The organism is Micromonospora sp. SL4-19 (assembly GCF_047921475.1).
In the GTDB taxonomy this organism is placed as follows: Bacteria; Actinomycetota; Actinomycetes; order Mycobacteriales; family Micromonosporaceae; genus Micromonospora.
On sequence record NZ_JBLROB010000040.1, the window covers coordinates 33,840 to 48,224 of the forward strand.

General features: G+C 69.8%; 12 protein-coding genes. 4 read left to right on the plus strand and 8 right to left on the minus strand.

Going from position 1 to position 14,385, the window contains the following annotated elements:
* Nucleotides 1-89: 89 nt before the first annotated feature.
* Together ACNAVT_RS29065 and ACNAVT_RS29070 are read right to left on the minus strand one after the other, a co-directional pair.
* Nucleotides 90-1,466 (minus strand): transaminase, encoded by a 1,377-nt coding sequence (locus ACNAVT_RS29065; protein ID WP_416300847.1) that lies wholly within the window; start codon nucleotides 1,464-1,466, stop codon nucleotides 90-92.
* A gap of 110 nt (nucleotides 1,467-1,576) precedes the next feature.
* Nucleotides 1,577-2,296 carry a hypothetical protein gene (locus tag ACNAVT_RS29070; protein ID WP_416300849.1) on the minus strand — a complete coding sequence of 240 codons (720 nt, stop codon included), beginning with the start codon at nucleotides 2,294-2,296 and terminating at the stop codon, nucleotides 1,577-1,579.
* A gap of 76 nt (nucleotides 2,297-2,372) precedes the next feature.
* Between ACNAVT_RS29070 and ACNAVT_RS29075 the strand changes: the two genes are divergently transcribed.
* Together ACNAVT_RS29075 and ACNAVT_RS29080 are read left to right on the plus strand one after the other, a co-directional pair.
* A complete protein-coding gene (locus ACNAVT_RS29075) occupies nucleotides 2,373-3,014 on the plus strand; it encodes a TetR/AcrR family transcriptional regulator (protein WP_416300851.1) in 642 nt (213 codons plus the stop codon).
* Between the two features lie 109 nt (nucleotides 3,015-3,123).
* The gene (locus ACNAVT_RS29080; protein ID WP_416300853.1) at nucleotides 3,124-3,585 is read left to right on the plus strand and encodes a hypothetical protein; all 462 of its coding nucleotides are present in this window, start codon (nucleotides 3,124-3,126) and stop codon (nucleotides 3,583-3,585) included.
* 71 nt (nucleotides 3,586-3,656) lie between these two features.
* Here the strand turns inward: ACNAVT_RS29080 and ACNAVT_RS29085 are convergent, their stop codons facing one another.
* From ACNAVT_RS29085 to ACNAVT_RS29105, 5 genes are all read right to left on the minus strand, one after another.
* A complete protein-coding gene (locus ACNAVT_RS29085; protein ID WP_416300855.1) occupies nucleotides 3,657-4,442 on the minus strand; it encodes an SGNH/GDSL hydrolase family protein in 786 nt (261 codons plus the stop codon).
* 163 nt (nucleotides 4,443-4,605) lie between these two features.
* Nucleotides 4,606-6,930 carry a glycoside hydrolase family 3 N-terminal domain-containing protein gene (locus tag ACNAVT_RS29090; RefSeq protein ID WP_416300857.1) on the minus strand — a complete coding sequence of 775 codons (2,325 nt, stop codon included), beginning with the start codon at nucleotides 6,928-6,930 and terminating at the stop codon, nucleotides 4,606-4,608.
* Nucleotides 6,931-6,969: 39 nt separating this feature from the next.
* Nucleotides 6,970-7,836, minus strand: a complete 867-nt coding sequence (locus tag ACNAVT_RS29095; RefSeq protein WP_416300875.1) for a carbohydrate ABC transporter permease — start codon at nucleotides 7,834-7,836, stop codon at nucleotides 6,970-6,972.
* The gene (locus tag ACNAVT_RS29100) at nucleotides 7,833-8,831 is read right to left on the minus strand and encodes a carbohydrate ABC transporter permease (protein ID WP_416300859.1); all 999 of its coding nucleotides are present in this window, start codon (nucleotides 8,829-8,831) and stop codon (nucleotides 7,833-7,835) included. Before ACNAVT_RS29100 ends, ACNAVT_RS29095 begins: the two co-directional genes overlap by 4 nt.
* Nucleotides 8,828-10,135, minus strand: coding sequence for an ABC transporter substrate-binding protein (locus ACNAVT_RS29105; RefSeq protein ID WP_416300861.1), 1,308 nt, complete (start codon nucleotides 10,133-10,135; stop codon nucleotides 8,828-8,830). Before ACNAVT_RS29105 ends, ACNAVT_RS29100 begins: the two co-directional genes overlap by 4 nt.
* A gap of 139 nt (nucleotides 10,136-10,274) precedes the next feature.
* Between ACNAVT_RS29105 and ACNAVT_RS29110 the strand changes: the two genes are divergently transcribed.
* Nucleotides 10,275-11,279 carry a LacI family DNA-binding transcriptional regulator gene (locus tag ACNAVT_RS29110; RefSeq protein WP_416300863.1) on the plus strand — a complete coding sequence of 335 codons (1,005 nt, stop codon included), beginning with the start codon at nucleotides 10,275-10,277 and terminating at the stop codon, nucleotides 11,277-11,279.
* A gap of 37 nt (nucleotides 11,280-11,316) precedes the next feature.
* On the opposite strand, the gene ACNAVT_RS29115 is transcribed toward ACNAVT_RS29110, so the two are convergent.
* Nucleotides 11,317-12,354, minus strand: coding sequence for a LacI family DNA-binding transcriptional regulator (locus tag ACNAVT_RS29115; protein ID WP_416300865.1), 1,038 nt, complete (start codon nucleotides 12,352-12,354; stop codon nucleotides 11,317-11,319).
* A 220-nt stretch (nucleotides 12,355-12,574) separates the two neighbouring features.
* Here ACNAVT_RS29115 and ACNAVT_RS29120 point away from each other — a divergent pair, with 220 nt between their 5' ends.
* Nucleotides 12,575-14,200 (plus strand): glycoside hydrolase family 43 protein, encoded by a 1,626-nt coding sequence (locus ACNAVT_RS29120; RefSeq protein WP_416300867.1) that lies wholly within the window; start codon nucleotides 12,575-12,577, stop codon nucleotides 14,198-14,200.
* Nucleotides 14,201-14,385: the final 185 nt, after the last annotated feature.

Consider the following 14,385-nt stretch of genomic DNA (forward strand, 5'->3'; position numbering starts at 1 on the left):
GACGCCGGCCCGTCGAACGCCACCGACAGTGGCATTACGCCTGGGGCTGACCGGCCTCGCCACCCGAAGATCGCACCGCGGAGCTGCGTTCAGGCGAGCAGCTCGCCGAGCGCGTCGGCGAAGACCTCGTGATGTCGGGCGACGTCCTCGACGGTGGTCTGCGGGCACATCAGCGCCATGTTGTGGAACGGGGTCATCAGGATGCCCCGGTTGATCAGGTAGACGTGCAGGTAGTCCTCCAGCGCCGGGTCGGCGCAGGCGGCTGATTCGGTGCCCGTACGCGGAGCCGGAGCGGCGAAGCGGTACTCCACCCGCGCGCCGAGCTGGCTCACCGACCAGGGCAGCGAGTAGCCGTCGATGATCTTGCGGATGCCGTCGGCGAAGACGGTCGCCACGTCGATCATGCCGGCGAACGCGTCGTCGGTGAGCACCTCCTGAAGGGTGGCTCGGGTGGCCGCGATCGACACCGGGTTGCCGGCGAGCGTGCCCCCGACGCCGCCCATGTCGACCAGGTCGAGGTCCGCCCGGCCGGTCAACGCGGCGGCGAGCTCGGCGGACAGGCCGTACGCACCGACCGGGATCCCGCCACCGATGGCCTTGCCGATCGTCACCACGTCCGGCGTCAGGCCCCACGCGGCGGTCGCGCCGCCCGGTCCGGCGGAGAACGTGTGCGTCTCGTCGTTGATGAGGTAGGTGCCGTGCTGCCGGGTGAGCGCACGAACCCCGTCGAGGTAACCGGGCTCGGGCAGCACGATGCCGATGTTGGTCAGCGCCGGCTCCATCAGCACCGCGGCGACGTCGCCGTGGGCAAGTTCGCGAGCCAACCCGTCGAGATCGTTGAACTCGGCGACGCGGCTGGTCATGGTCACGTCGCAGGGGGCGCCGACATTGCCCTCGCGGCTGCGCGGACGGCCGTCCGACCCGACCACGATCAGTGACTCGTCCACGGAGCCGTGGTAGCAGTAGCTGTTGACCAGGATGCGCGACCGGCCGGTGACAGCGCGCAGCAGCCGGATCGCCCACCGGTTGGCATCGGTGGCGGTCAGTGTGAAGCTCCAGGCGGGAAGCCCGAAGCGACGGCTCAGCTCGGCCCCGACCGTCGCCGCCTCCTCGGTGGGCAGCATCGTGCTCGCCCCACCGAGATCGCCCAGTCGCCGGGTGACCGCGGCGACGACCGGCGCCGGGGAGTGCCCGGCCATCGCGCCGGTGTCACCGAGACAGAAGTCGACGTATTCGCTTCCGTCGATGTCGATGAGTCGGGCCCCGTGAGCCCGGTCCACGTACACGGGAAAGCCGGCGGCGTTCTTGTTCATCCAGGTCATCGGCACCTTGCCGAACAGATGCTCGGCGCGGGCGTACGCGGCGGCCGACCGCGGGTGCCGGTCGACGAACTCGGCCCGCTCCCGCTCCAGCAGCTCATTGAGGCGGACGCGACCAACCCCGCCAGCTACGAAATCCGTCGACATCGGGCGAGAGTACCAACGAAATGTTCATCCAACCAGTGCCTGCGCGACTGATTCCTACCCCACGTCGCCGGAGGGGCGACCACGATCCTCACCAGGTCAGGGCGGCGCGCTCATGCCGTCGCACCGACCGGCTCGGTCTCTGCGGCAACCCACGGCATGCGCAGCAACGAAACGCCGACGACCGCGAGGAAGAGCATCCAGACGGCGAAACCGGCAGCTCCGACAGCGAACCAGAGCGAGCCGTTGGTGACCGCGACCGCCGGCATGGCGGCCGCGATGAGCAGCGCCGCGCCGGCCGCAGTCGTGGGCGACATCCACGCCGGGACAACTCGGGCGAGGCTGGCAGCCCGACCGAGGCCGAAGAGCGTGACGCCGACGGCTGCCATGTTGAAGGTGAACACGGCGTTGTGGAAAGTCCAGAGCAGACTCGCCAACGCCGGGGCGGCCGCGAGTTCGTCGCGCGCGGCCACCATCGTCACCTGAACGACGTTGACGATCGCGAAGAGGGCGGCGACCACGATCGACGCCGCGACACCCAGCCGGCCCCACGGTGCCGCAGCGGGGTTGCGCCGCCGGCACCAGGCGACGAGGTTCGTGCTGAACAGCAACAGGGCGGGCAGGCCCAACACGTAGGTGACCGCGAACAGGTGCACCATCCACGCGTGCTCGTGCGTCAGCGCGGACAGGTCCGCCGCAGACGCCTGCTGCGCGGGACCCAGCACGCCGTGCAGCACGTTCTGCAGCGCAATCAGAAGGAGAAAACCCAGTGCGGCGCTGCCAAGCACCGCCGGCGAGAGGCCACGTTCCGGACGCTTCGCATCGGCTGCCATGGCGAGCCCTCCTCGGCATAAGGTTCTTACGTTGAATAGAAGTCGCTTCTATTAAGAAGACGCCTACGCTAGCGACATGTCAAGGCCGATCAGCCGGCGTGCGCGCCAGGCGCAAGAGACCAGGCGCGACATCCTCGACGCGGCGCTGCGTCTGTTCGCCACCCGCGGATACACCGGGACGGCGATCGCTGACATCGCCGCCGAAGCCGGGGTCGCGGTGCCGACCGTCTACGCCAGCGTCGGCGCGAAACCGTTGCTCCTGGGCCGCCTGCTGGAAGCCGTCGATCTCCAGGCGGGGGTGCCCGAGCTGGCCCACGCGCTCGGCGCAGCCACCGATCCTCAGGAGGTCCTCGCGCTCGGCGTGCGGATCACCCGGCAGGTCGCCGAACGCGGCTCCACGATCATCAAGGTGCTCGCGTCGGCCGCCGGCTCGGAGCCCGAGATGGGGCAGGCCTACGCAGAGGGGCTGGCCAAGCACCGTGCCGGCGCCACATCGACGATCCGCCGTATCGCCACCCTCGGTGCACTGGCCCCTGGCCTGGCCGAGCCGGACGCCGTCGCGGTGTTCGCCACGCTCACCGACACCCCTGTGTACGACGGCCTGACCGGCCACGGATGGTCGTACGACAGATGCGAAACCTGGCTGTTCGACACGCTGGCGGCGCAACTGCTGCGCGCACCCGAACCCGGTTCGACCGCCCGACGCGGTGCTCGCTGACGCCTACTCGGTCGTGGCAGGACGGGGGCCGGCGATCGCGGGCATGACGACACTTCTGCCAGGGCTCACTGACAGTACGTGTCAGGGGTGCGACCCTAGCCTGCCCGGCATGACGAACACTGACTTCGACTTCCTGGCCGGCCGGTGGGACAGCCGCCAACGCCGGCTGGTCAAGGTGCTGGCGGGGTGCGACGAGTGGTACGAGTTCGGCGCGACCCTGGACTGCCAGGTGTTGCTCGACGGCACCGGCGTCTTCGACGTGCTCCGCGCGCCTGAGCGCGACCTGGAGGGCGCCACCCTGCGCTTGTACAGCTCACAGGAACAGGTGCGGCGGATCTGGTGGGCATCCAAGACCAGCGACGGTCAGTTGGATGTGCCGGTGGTCGGCCGGTTCGACAACGGGGTCGGCACCTTCGAGTGCGACGACACGTGGCAGGGCGCCCCGATCCGCGTGCGCTACCGCTGGTCTCAGGTCGACACCACCCACCCCCGCTGGGAACAGGCGTTCTCTGCCGACGGCGGGCAGACCTGGGAGGCGAACTGGGTGGCCACGTTCAGCCGCCGCCCGTGACGTGACCGGCCGCGCCGCGGCGTGGCCTGCGCCGGTGTGACCAGACGCAGGCCGCGGTCCCGCCAGGCGGGTCAGGCACGCAGCGCGGGCTCGACGATGTTCGCGTACCCGACGTGTCCGCTCCGGTTCGGGTGGTACGACTCACCGGTCGGCAGGGACGTGCCGTTGATCCACTCGACGGCGTCGCAGACGGCGTGACCGGTGAACGGGCCGCGCGCGTCCACGAAACCGAATCCGCGCGCCTGCGCCCGGGCCTTGATGGTGGTGGCCAGTAGGTCAGCGGTCGCGTTCAGCTCGGCCTGCTCGCCGGGCGAGATGCGGGCGATGACGTTGCACTCCACACCGTTGAACAGCCGCGGATAGCCGACGACGACCACCCGCGCGTTCGGGGCGAGCGTGCGGATCCTGGTGTAGAGCTGATCAAGCTGGCCGGGAAGCGTGTTGCGGATGTAGGCATCGGCCTTGTCGATGTCACCCCAGCAGGTGAACGGCCAGGGCTTGGCGCACTGCACGATCACCGACGACCAGCCGATGTCGTTGCCGCCCGCGCTGACCGTGACATAGCGGGTGTTGGCGTTGAGGCTGCCCAACTGGCCGTTGAGGACATCGGGAACCTTCGCCCCCGCGCAGGCGGCGAAGGTGAGCGTGGCGCCGAGCCGGGCCGCGTCGAGCACCGGGTAGGCGTGCGGCGAGCGCTGGCAGCTGCTGGTGTCGTAGTACTCGCGGGTGCCGGTCCCGGAGGAGTACGAGTCGCCGAGCGCGGTGTAGGTGGGGGCCGCGGCGTGCGCGGGCGACGCGGCCAGGACCAACGAGAGCACCGCCAGCAGGGGTATGGCGGCGCGGAGCGAAGTGCGCATGTGGGCTCCAACGCGGGAGGGGTGAGTGGTGCGCACATCGTGGCAGAAACATCGAGGAATATAAAGGTCTATCGATGGATCAGGCGGCGGCGATGCGACGACGGTGGGAACGTGCCATCGTCGGGTCCGCCGGGCGTCCGCGTGGACGCCCGGCGGATCGACCTCATCTGATCTCGGATGTCGTCCACCGTGCGGAGGCGTTGGTGACGGGCACGGTGTCACCGACCAACGTGGTCAGCGCCTGGGTGTCCCGCCGTGCACTCGTACCGATCCAGAGTTCGACGTCGCCGGGCTCCACCACCCGGGTGAGCGTGCGGTCGGAGAAGGCCAGGCGGGTGGTGGGCACCGTCAGCTCGACCATGGCCGACTGGCCCGGCTCCAGGTGGACCCTCCGGTATCCGAGCAGCTGCGCCACCGGCCGGGTCACCGAGGCCACCAGATCGCGGCCGTAGAGCTGGACCACGTCGTCACCCGCCACCGCACCGGTGTTCGTCACGCGTACGGCCACGTGCAGCGCCCCGTCGGTCGACACCGTGGCGGGCACGGTCAGGCCGGCGTGCTCGAACGTCGTGTAGGACAGGCCGTGGCCGAACGGCGCCGCGGGCGTCGCCGACAGGTTGGTCACCTCGCTGCCCTCGCCGAGCGTGGGATGCAGGTACGAGTACGGCTGTGCGCCCGCCGAGCGGGGCAGGCTGACCGGCAGCTTGCCCGACGGGTTGACCCGCCCGGAGAGCACGCCCGCGATCGCCCCCGAGCCCTCCTCACCGGGGAAGAACGCCTGCACCACCGCCGCGCACCGCGCCAGTGCCCAGTCGAGGGCGTACGGTCGGCCGGTGACCAGCACGAGGACGACCGGCGTGCCCGTCGCCAGTACCGCTTCGACGAGCTCGCGCTGGACCCCGGGCAGCTCCAGGTCGTCCCGGTCGCAGCCTTCGCCGACCGTGCCGCGCCCGAAGAGGCCGGCGTGGTCACCGACGACCAGTACGGCGACCTCCGCGGCGGACGCCGTGGCGGCGGCCTCGTCGAAACCGGACCGGTCGTCGTTGTCCACGTCGCAGCCGCGCGCCCAGGTGACGAGGTCGGCGCCGAACTCGACGCGCATCGCGTCGAGAACCGTCGGCACCTCGAGACCGGTCTCCACGTCGGGATGCTGGACGAGCACGTGATTGAGGAAGGAGTAGCACCCGAAGAGGGCACCCTGCCGGTCGGCGTTCGGGCCGATGACCGCCACGCGTCGACCGGCGGGCAACGGAAGTGCGTCCCGGTTGGAGACCAGGACGACCGACTTCTCCGCGAGGCGGCGGGCGATCGCCCGGTGCTCGGGCGAGTCGAGGTCGACCGCCTGGGTCGGTTCGTCCGTGAAGGTCGCGTCGAGCAGCCCGAGTTCCCGCTTCTGACGCAGGACCCGCAGCACCGCCCGGTCGATGAGCGCCTCGTCGACCTTGCCGGCCTGCACCGAATCCCGCAGGGTCAGATAGGCGTCGCCCGTCGGAAGTTCGATGTCGACACCGGCGGTCAGTGCCTGCACGGCCGCCTCCGCGTGGTCGCCCGCGACGTGGTGCAGCAGGTTCAGAAAAGCCACTCCGTAGTAGTCGGCCACCACCGTGCCGTCGAAGCCCCATCGGTCCCGTAGCACACCGGTCAGCATCGCCGGATCGGCCGCGACGGGCACGCCGTCGATCTCGGCGTAGGAGTGCATGACGGAGCGCGCGTTGCCGTCGAGGATCGCCATCTCGAACGGGAGGAGCAGCACGTCGGCGAGCTCCCGCGGGCCGGCGTGCACCGGGGCGAAGTTGCGCCCAGCACGCGAGGCGGAGTAGCCGGCGAAGTGCTTCAGAGTGGCAAGCACCCCCTGCGACTGCAGGCCACGCACGTACGACGTCCCAACGGTTCCGACCAGGTAGGGGTCCTCGGAGATGCACTCGTCGACCCGACCCCAGCGCGGGTCACGGATCACGTCGAGCACCGGGGCGAGGCCCTGGTGGATCCCCAGGGCGCGCATCGACGCCCCGATCGCCGCGGCCATCTCGGTGACAAGCTCGGGATCGAACGCGGCGCCCCACGCCAGCGGCGTGGGGAAGGTGGCCGCCTTCCACGCCGAGAGCCCGGTGAGGCACTCCTCGTGGACGATCGCCGGTATGCCCAGCCTGGTGCCCGTCACCAGGTCCGCCTGGAACTTCCACAGCCACGACGCGCGCGCGGCCGCGTCGAGGGGCCGCGTGCCGTAGGCCCGGGTGAGATGGCCGAGCCCGTGCCGGGAAAAGTCCTCGAGCCTGGCGCTGTCGCCGAACTCGCCCTGCAGCGGCGCGACGGCCTCGCCGTCCTCCTTCTCCCAGAAGCCGACGAGCTGCGCGACCTTCTCCTCGATCGTCATCCGGCCGAGCAGCTCGCGTACGCGTGCCTCGCCGTCCTGCCCGTCCGGCCGGTCGTGGTCCGGACCTGCCTGAGCCGGCGCCGGCCCGTCCACCGCCCCGCGGACCTCAGTCATGCTGTGCCTCTCCCTTGGTTGTGCTCGTACCGCTGTCGCTCAGCCCTTGACCGCACCCTGCAGGCCACCGACGATCTGCTTCTCGGCGAACGTGAAGAAAAGTAGTGCCGGCAGCATCGCCAGCGAGGTGAAGGCGAGGACGCCCGCCGTGTCGGTGGTGTACTGGCTCGAGAAGTTCTGGACGCCCAGCGGCAGGGTGTGCAGGTTGACGTTGCCGAGAACGAGCAGCGGCAGGAGGAACGCGTTCCAGCTCGCCACGAACGCGAGGACCCCGACGGTGACGAGCGCGGGCCGCGACAGCGGCAGCACGATACGCCAGAGGAAGCCGAGCCGGCCGGTGCCGTCGATAGCGGCCGCGTCCTCCAACTCGCGGGGGATGGCGGACAGGAAGGGGCGCAGGATCACGATCGTGAGCGGCAACGAGAAGGCGACCTGAGGGAGGATCACGGCGTAGTAGGAATTGATCAGGTTCAGGTCGCGCAGCATGAGGTAGAGCGGGAGGATCGCCGCCCCGGCCGGGAAGAGCAGGCCGAGGGTGAAGAAGGTGTAGAGCGCCTCACGCCCGCGGAAGGTGTACCGGGCCAGCACGTACGCGGCGCAGACACCGAGCACCACGACGCCGAGCGTCGTACCCAGCGCGATCACCGCGCTGTTGAACGCCTGCTGCCAGAAGTTGCTCTGCGTCAGCACCCTGGCGTAGTTGTCCCAGACCCATGGATCGGGCAGCCCGGCCGGGTCCGCGACGATCTGCGGGGTGGTGCGGAAGCCGCCGACGATCACGTAGACCACCGGGGCGATCGACACGGCCGCGACCGCGAGCGCCAGCGCGTACGTCAGCGGCGTGCTCCACGACACCGGGCGACGCTCGGCGGGCGAGGGAAGGACGGCGTTCGCGGCCACGGTCAGTTCACCCTTCTGGTGATGGCGCCCTGGATGTCACGACGCAGGAGGAAGCGCTGGAACAGCAGCGCCGCGACGAACGAGATGACGAACAGGATCACGGCCACCGCGTTGCCGTAGCCCCACAACCGGGCGAAGAAGCCGTTGTCCACCATGTACGTCGCCATCGTGGCCGACGCGCCGAGCGACCGCACCGCGGGTACCGAGGTCACCCAGATCACGTCGAAGACCTGCAGCGAGCCGATCATCGACAGGAACATCCAGATCCGGATCGTCGGGCCCAGCAGCGGGAGCGTGATGTGGCGCTGGATCTGCCACCAGCTCGCGCCGTCGATCGCGGCGGCCTCGGTCAGCTCGTGCGGCACGTTCGACAGGCCGGCGAGCAGGAGGATGATGGCGAAGCCGACGTACTTCCAGGTGAGGACGAACAGCAGCGTCCAGATGACGACGTCGAGGTCGGCGAGCCAGGCCTGCACCAGGCTGCCCAGTCCCAGTGACCGCAGCAGCGCGTCGACCGTGCCGCCGTCGGTCAGGATCAGCTTCCACATGATGCCGACGGTGACCTCGGCGAGCACGTAGGGCACGAACACCAACAGGCGGAACACGGTGCGCCCGCGGAAGCGACGGTTGAGCAGCAGGGCTATCCCCAGGGCGATGGGGCCCTGGATCAGCAGCGACCCGACCACGATGATGGCGTTGTTGCGCAGCGCGTCGAGGAAGATCGGGTCCTGGAAGGCGAGGAGATAGTTGTCGAAGCCGACGTACTCGGTGGGCGGCCCGACCCCGCGCCAACGGAACAGGCTGTAGTAGACCGCGAAGCCCATCGGCACCAGCACGAACATCACGTAGACGACGACCGCGGGCGTCGTGAGCCCGATGATCTCGTACCACTTGCGTCGGGTTCCGGCCGCGCGGGTGGTCGAATGCCCGGCGGGCCGGAGCCCCGCCGGCGACGCGGACGCGCCGCCGGCGGGATTCAGGGTTCGGTTGGTGGAGGTCACTTCTTTGCGGCTGCCTTCATGGCCTCGACGACCTTCTCAGGCGTGCCGGTGCCCGCGAAGATGGCGACGATCCCGTCGTTCATCGCGTTGCCGACGGTGCTGCCGTAGGCCGTGTCCAACCAGAGCTGCACGTAGGTCGCGCTGGAGGTGGCCTCCAGGATGGACTTCAGGGCAGGGTCCGTGACGCCGGCGTCCGCGCCCTTGGTGACGGGCAGACCGACGCCGGTCTCGGCGTAGGCCTTCTGCACCTCGGGGCTCACGATGTACTTGAGGAACTCGACGCACTCGGCCGGCGCGTTCTTGGCACAGGCGAACCCGTCGCCGCCGCCGAGCGCCGCCTTGGGGTCACCCGCGGAACCGGAGATCGCCGGTACCGGGAACCAGCCGAGGAACTTGGCCAAAGCCGCCTTGTCCGCAGCGACGGTCTCCAGGGTGCCCTTGTTCCAGTCGCCCATGAGCTCCATCGCGGCCTTGCCGTTGGCGAGCAGGCCGTTCGCACTGGTCGGGTCGTTCTGACCCGGCGTGGCGATGAAGTTGGGCTGGAACGGCTTGGTGGCGATGAAGGCCTTCAGGTCCGCGCCGGCCTTCACGAAGCACGGGTCGTCGAAGACGCGGTCGACGGACGCCTTCTTCAGTGTGTCGACCGAGCAGGCGCGCAGCGCGAAGTTGTACCACCAGTGCGCGGCGGGCCACTTGTCACCGGCGCCCACCGCGATCGGGATGACGTTGATGGCCTTGAGCTTCGTGACCGCGTCGTTGAGCTCGTCGAACGTGGTCGGAGGAGCGCTGATGCCCGCCTTCGCGAACATCTCCTTGTTGTACCAGATGCCCTCGATGCCCATCCGGAACGGCAGACCGTACTGCTTGCCGTTGACCTGCCAGATCTCGGCCGCGCTGCCGATGTTGGCAACCTCCGTCTTGACCTGACCGGTGATGTCCTTGAGATAGTCGGCCTCCACCTGCTCGCGGATCTCACCACCGCCCCACGCCTGGAAGATGTCCGGCGGATCGTTGGTCAGGAGCGCGGCGGGGAGCCGGGTACGTTGGAGCTGGTTGGTCTCGATCGCCTCGATCTCGATCTTGACGGTCGGGTGGAGTGCGGTGAAGTCCTTGGCGACCTTCTCCCAGTAGGTCTTGCCGGGTCCGTCCTGCGAGGCGTTGTGCCACCAGGTCAGGGTCACCGGATTCTTGTACAGCTCGTTCGCGCTGGGCGCTTCGCTGTCGCCGCTGTTGCAGCCGGCGGCAAGGAGTGCGCTGGTCGTGATCAACGCTAGGACGGCGCCGGCGCGGCGCTTCATCGCCATTGATATCTCCTCGACTAGCAGTCGCGGTACTCGGCCTGACGGGGAGTGTTACAGCCATGTAACTCGATGTCAATCGTTGTCGATAACGTTTTCGACTCGCCGCACTGCAGACGTCCCAGAGGCCTCTATCATCGTCGGCGTGGTGTTCCCGCAGCGCGTGAAGATGTCGGACGTGGCCCGTACCGCCGGCGTCTCCGTGGCGACCGTGTCCAAGGTTGTCAATGGGCGGTACGGCGTGGCGCAGGCGACCGTGGAGCGCGTCCAGCAGGTCATCCACGAGCTCGGGTACGAGGCCAGCCTGGGCGCACAGAGCCTGCGCAGTCACCGCACGAACGTGCTGGGCATCCTGGTCGCCGAGTTCGAGCCGTTCTCGACCGAGCTGCTCAAGGGGGCATCCAGGGAGGTGGCCGGCACCGGATACCAACTGCTGGCCTACTCCGGCGGCGACGGCGACGGCGCGGCCATCGGCTGGGAACGACGCTCGCTGGCACGCCTGTCCGGAACGCTCATCGACGGGGCCGTGATCGTCACGCCGACCGTGGTCGAGACCAAGCACGACTTCCACGTCGTGGCTGTCGACCCCCACACGGGCCCGTCCGGCCTGCCCACCGTCGACTCGGACAACTTCGCCGGCGCCGTGCTCGCGACCAACTACCTGCTGTCGCTCGGCCACCGCCGCATCGGGCACATCAGCGGGCGCCCCGACCTCGAGTCGGCACGCCTGCGCGAGGCGGGCTTCCGCAAGGCCATGGCCGACGCCGGCGCGGCGGTGGACGAGCGGCTCGTGCGGGTCGGCGGGTTCAAGATCGAGAGCGCCGCCGGCACGGCCGCGGAACTGCTCGCGCTCCCCGACCGGCCGACCGCGATCTTCGCGGGAAACGACCTCTCGGCGATCGCCACAATGGACGTAGCCCGAAGCATGGGCTTCACGGTGCCCGACGACCTGTCCGTGATCGGCTTCGACAACGTCCCGGAGTCGGCGCTGGTCAACCCGCCGCTGACGACGATCATGCAACCGCTGCAGCGCATGGGCGCCGAGGCATTGCGCCTGCTCGTCGACCTGATCGGCGGCGTCGAACGCGACCCGCACATCCGGCTGCCCACCGAGCTGGTCATCCGCGCGTCCTGCCGCCCCTACCGCTGACCACGACCGGCAGGACGGTCCTCGCCGCGCCTGCGCGTCAGGCGAGCAGCGGGGCGGCGCTGTCGCGGACGATCAGCTCGGTGGCCAGTTCGACCCGCGGGCTCTCGATCCGCTCGCCCTGGGCCAGGCGCAGGACCGTGCGGGCGGCGAGCAGGCCCATCTCGGCGAGGGGCTGCCGGACGGTGGTCAGCGGCGGGGAGCACCACCGGACCTCCGGCAGGTCGTCGAAGCCGACGACGCTGATGTCGTCGGGCACCCGCAGGCCGCGTTGCCGCACGGCTTCGTAGACGCCGAGGGCCATCTGATCGCTGGAGGCGAAGATGGCGGTGGGCGGGTCGGGCAGGCCCAGCAGTTGGTTGCCGCCCGCGAACCCGGCTTCGTGGTAGAAGTTGCCCTGGTGGATCAGCTTGTCGTCGACGCCGAGGCCGGCGGTCTCCAACGCCGCCCGGTAGCCGTCGAGGCGCGCACGGCTGCACATCAGCTGCGGTGGCCCGGCGATGAAGCCGATCCGCCGGTGGCCGAGACCGAGCAGGTACTCGGTGGCGCGCAGACTGCCCGCCCAGTTGGTCGCGCCGATCGTCGGCGCCTCCTGTGGAGGCACCCCGGCGGGGTCGACGATGACGACGGGGATGTTGAGGCGGCGCAGCTCGGCCTGTAGCGGCGACTCCAGGGTGGAGGTGACGAAGATGACCCCCTCGGTGGAGCGGATGCGCATGTTGTCCAGCCACTGCTTGGCCGACGAGCTGCGCCGGTGGATCGCGGACACCACGGTGCCGATGCCGGCCGAGTGTGCGACGTCCTCGACCCCACGGATGATCTCGACCGCCCAGGGGCTGTCCAGGTCGTTGAAGACCAGGTCGACCAGGCCGGAGCTGGCCCGCATGCTCGGCGGGCGGCGGCGGTAGCCGTGCCGGGTCAGCAGCTCCTCGACCCGTTCCCGGGTCTGCGGCGCGACGTCGGAGCGCCCGTTGACGACCCGCGAGACCGTGGGCACCGAGACTCCGGCCAGGCGCGCGATCGCCGCGATGGTGACTTTCCGGGAATCGTCCGAGGCCACGGGCCGCCCTTTCGTCATCGCTCGAGCCTACGACGGGCAGGTGTGGAAGCGCGGCCCGGAACTTTCGGTCGCGTGGCGATGTTCCGAGTTGGTGGTGGGCACGCTATGACGCGGCACAGTTCCGGGTCAAGGCTCTGTCGTATCTCGACGTGAACCGATACGGTGAGCGGGATTTCGGAAACTTCCGGGCCGCCACTTCCGGAAAGTTCGTCGGAGGACCCGACCAGAGGAGCCGTGCATGTCGACCGAGATCGCAGACGTGGCCACCACCGCCCGGTCGATCCGCAACCCGGTGCTCGCCGGGTTCCACCCGGATCCCTCGATCCTGCGGGTGGGCGACGACTTCTACCTGGCCACCTCGACCTTCGAGTGGTATCCGGGCGTCCGCGTCCACCACTCCCGCGACCTCGTCCACTGGCGCGCGCTGGGTGGGATCATCACCGACCGCCGCCTGCTCGACCTGCGCGGCTGCGGAGACTCCAACGGCGTGTGGGCACCCGACCTGTCGTACCACGACGGCCTGTTCCACCTGGTCTACAGCGACGTCGCCAGCTTCGCCAGCGGCTACTGGGATCCGCAGAACTACCTGGTCACCGCCCCGGACATCACCGGGCCGTGGACGGAGCCGGTGAAGCTGCACGCACACGGCTTCGACGCCTCGCTGTTCCACGACTCCGACGGCAGCACCTGGCTGTTGAGCATGAGCGCCGACTGGCGGCCCGGGCGTGACCGCTTCGGCGGCATCGAGATCCAGCGTTACGACCCCGAGCGGCACCGGCTGCTCGGCGAGGCTCGGATCATCTTCCGCGGCACCTCCATCGGCCTGACCGAGGCGCCGCACCTTTACCAGCGGGACGGCTGGTACTGGCTGGTCACGGCCGAGGGCGGCACCAGTTGGGAACACCAGGTCACCATCGCCCGGTCACGCCACCTGCACGGTCCCTACCTGGCCGACCCGGACGGTCCGCTGCTCACCTCCGCAGGCCGCCCGGAGCTGCGGCTGCAGAAGGCCGGCCACGGCTGCCTGGTGGAGACCCAGCACGGCGACTGGTACCTGGCCCACCTGGTGGCCCGCCCCTACACGCCCCTGGGCAACTGCGTGCTCGGCCGGGAGACCGCGATCCAGAAGGTTGACTGGGCCACCGGGCAGTGGCCCCGGATCGCGGGCGGCGTACCGGCCGACGCCATCCCCGCGCCGGACCTGCCCGCGCACCCCTGGCCGGACGAGCCGGCGACCGACCACTTCGACGCCTCCCGGCTGGCCGCCTGCTGGTCGACGCTGCGCCGCCCGGCGAGCCCGGACTGGCTCGACCTTCGGGTACGCCCGTCGCACCTGCGGATCCACGGCGGACAGTCGCCGGTCGGCAAGCAGACGCCCAGCCTGATCGGCCGGCGGGTCGGCGCAACACGCTGCTCGCTGGAAACCGTGGTCGAGTTCGATCCCGTCGACCACCGGCACCTGGCCGGCCTCACCGCCTACTACAACACCCTCAACTGGCACTACCTCTACCTGACCCGGGCCGACGACGGCCGGGCCGTGCTGGAGCTGCTCAGCTGCGACCGGGGCCGGCGGATCGTCCATCCCGACCTCACCGTCGACGTCACCGGGGCCGCCCGGGTCGGCCTGCGCGCAGAGTTCGACGGCCCGGTGGTGCGCTTCGGCTACGACCTCGGCACCGGCTGGCGGGAGCTGCCGGTGGAACTGGACGCGACGATCCTGTCCGACGAGCACGTCGCGCTCGTCATCGACGACGAGCCGGCGGCCTGGGGGTTCACCGGCGCGTTCCTCGGCCTGTGGGTGCAGGATCTCGGCAACGACGGCGTCTACGCCGACTTCGACCACGCCACCTACCTCGAGCACTGACCGCCTCCGGGCGGGTTGACGGGCGACATCGACGTCCGTAATCTTTCGGGCTACTTACGGAATTGTCTCCGGAAGTTTCGGAGCCCGCGCTGATCGACGCGGTGCACGCACCGGGTCATCCGCGCCTGCGGCGTCACCCGCAGCACCCACGTTCCCGTGCCGTCGAGCCTGTCGAGCCCGCTTCC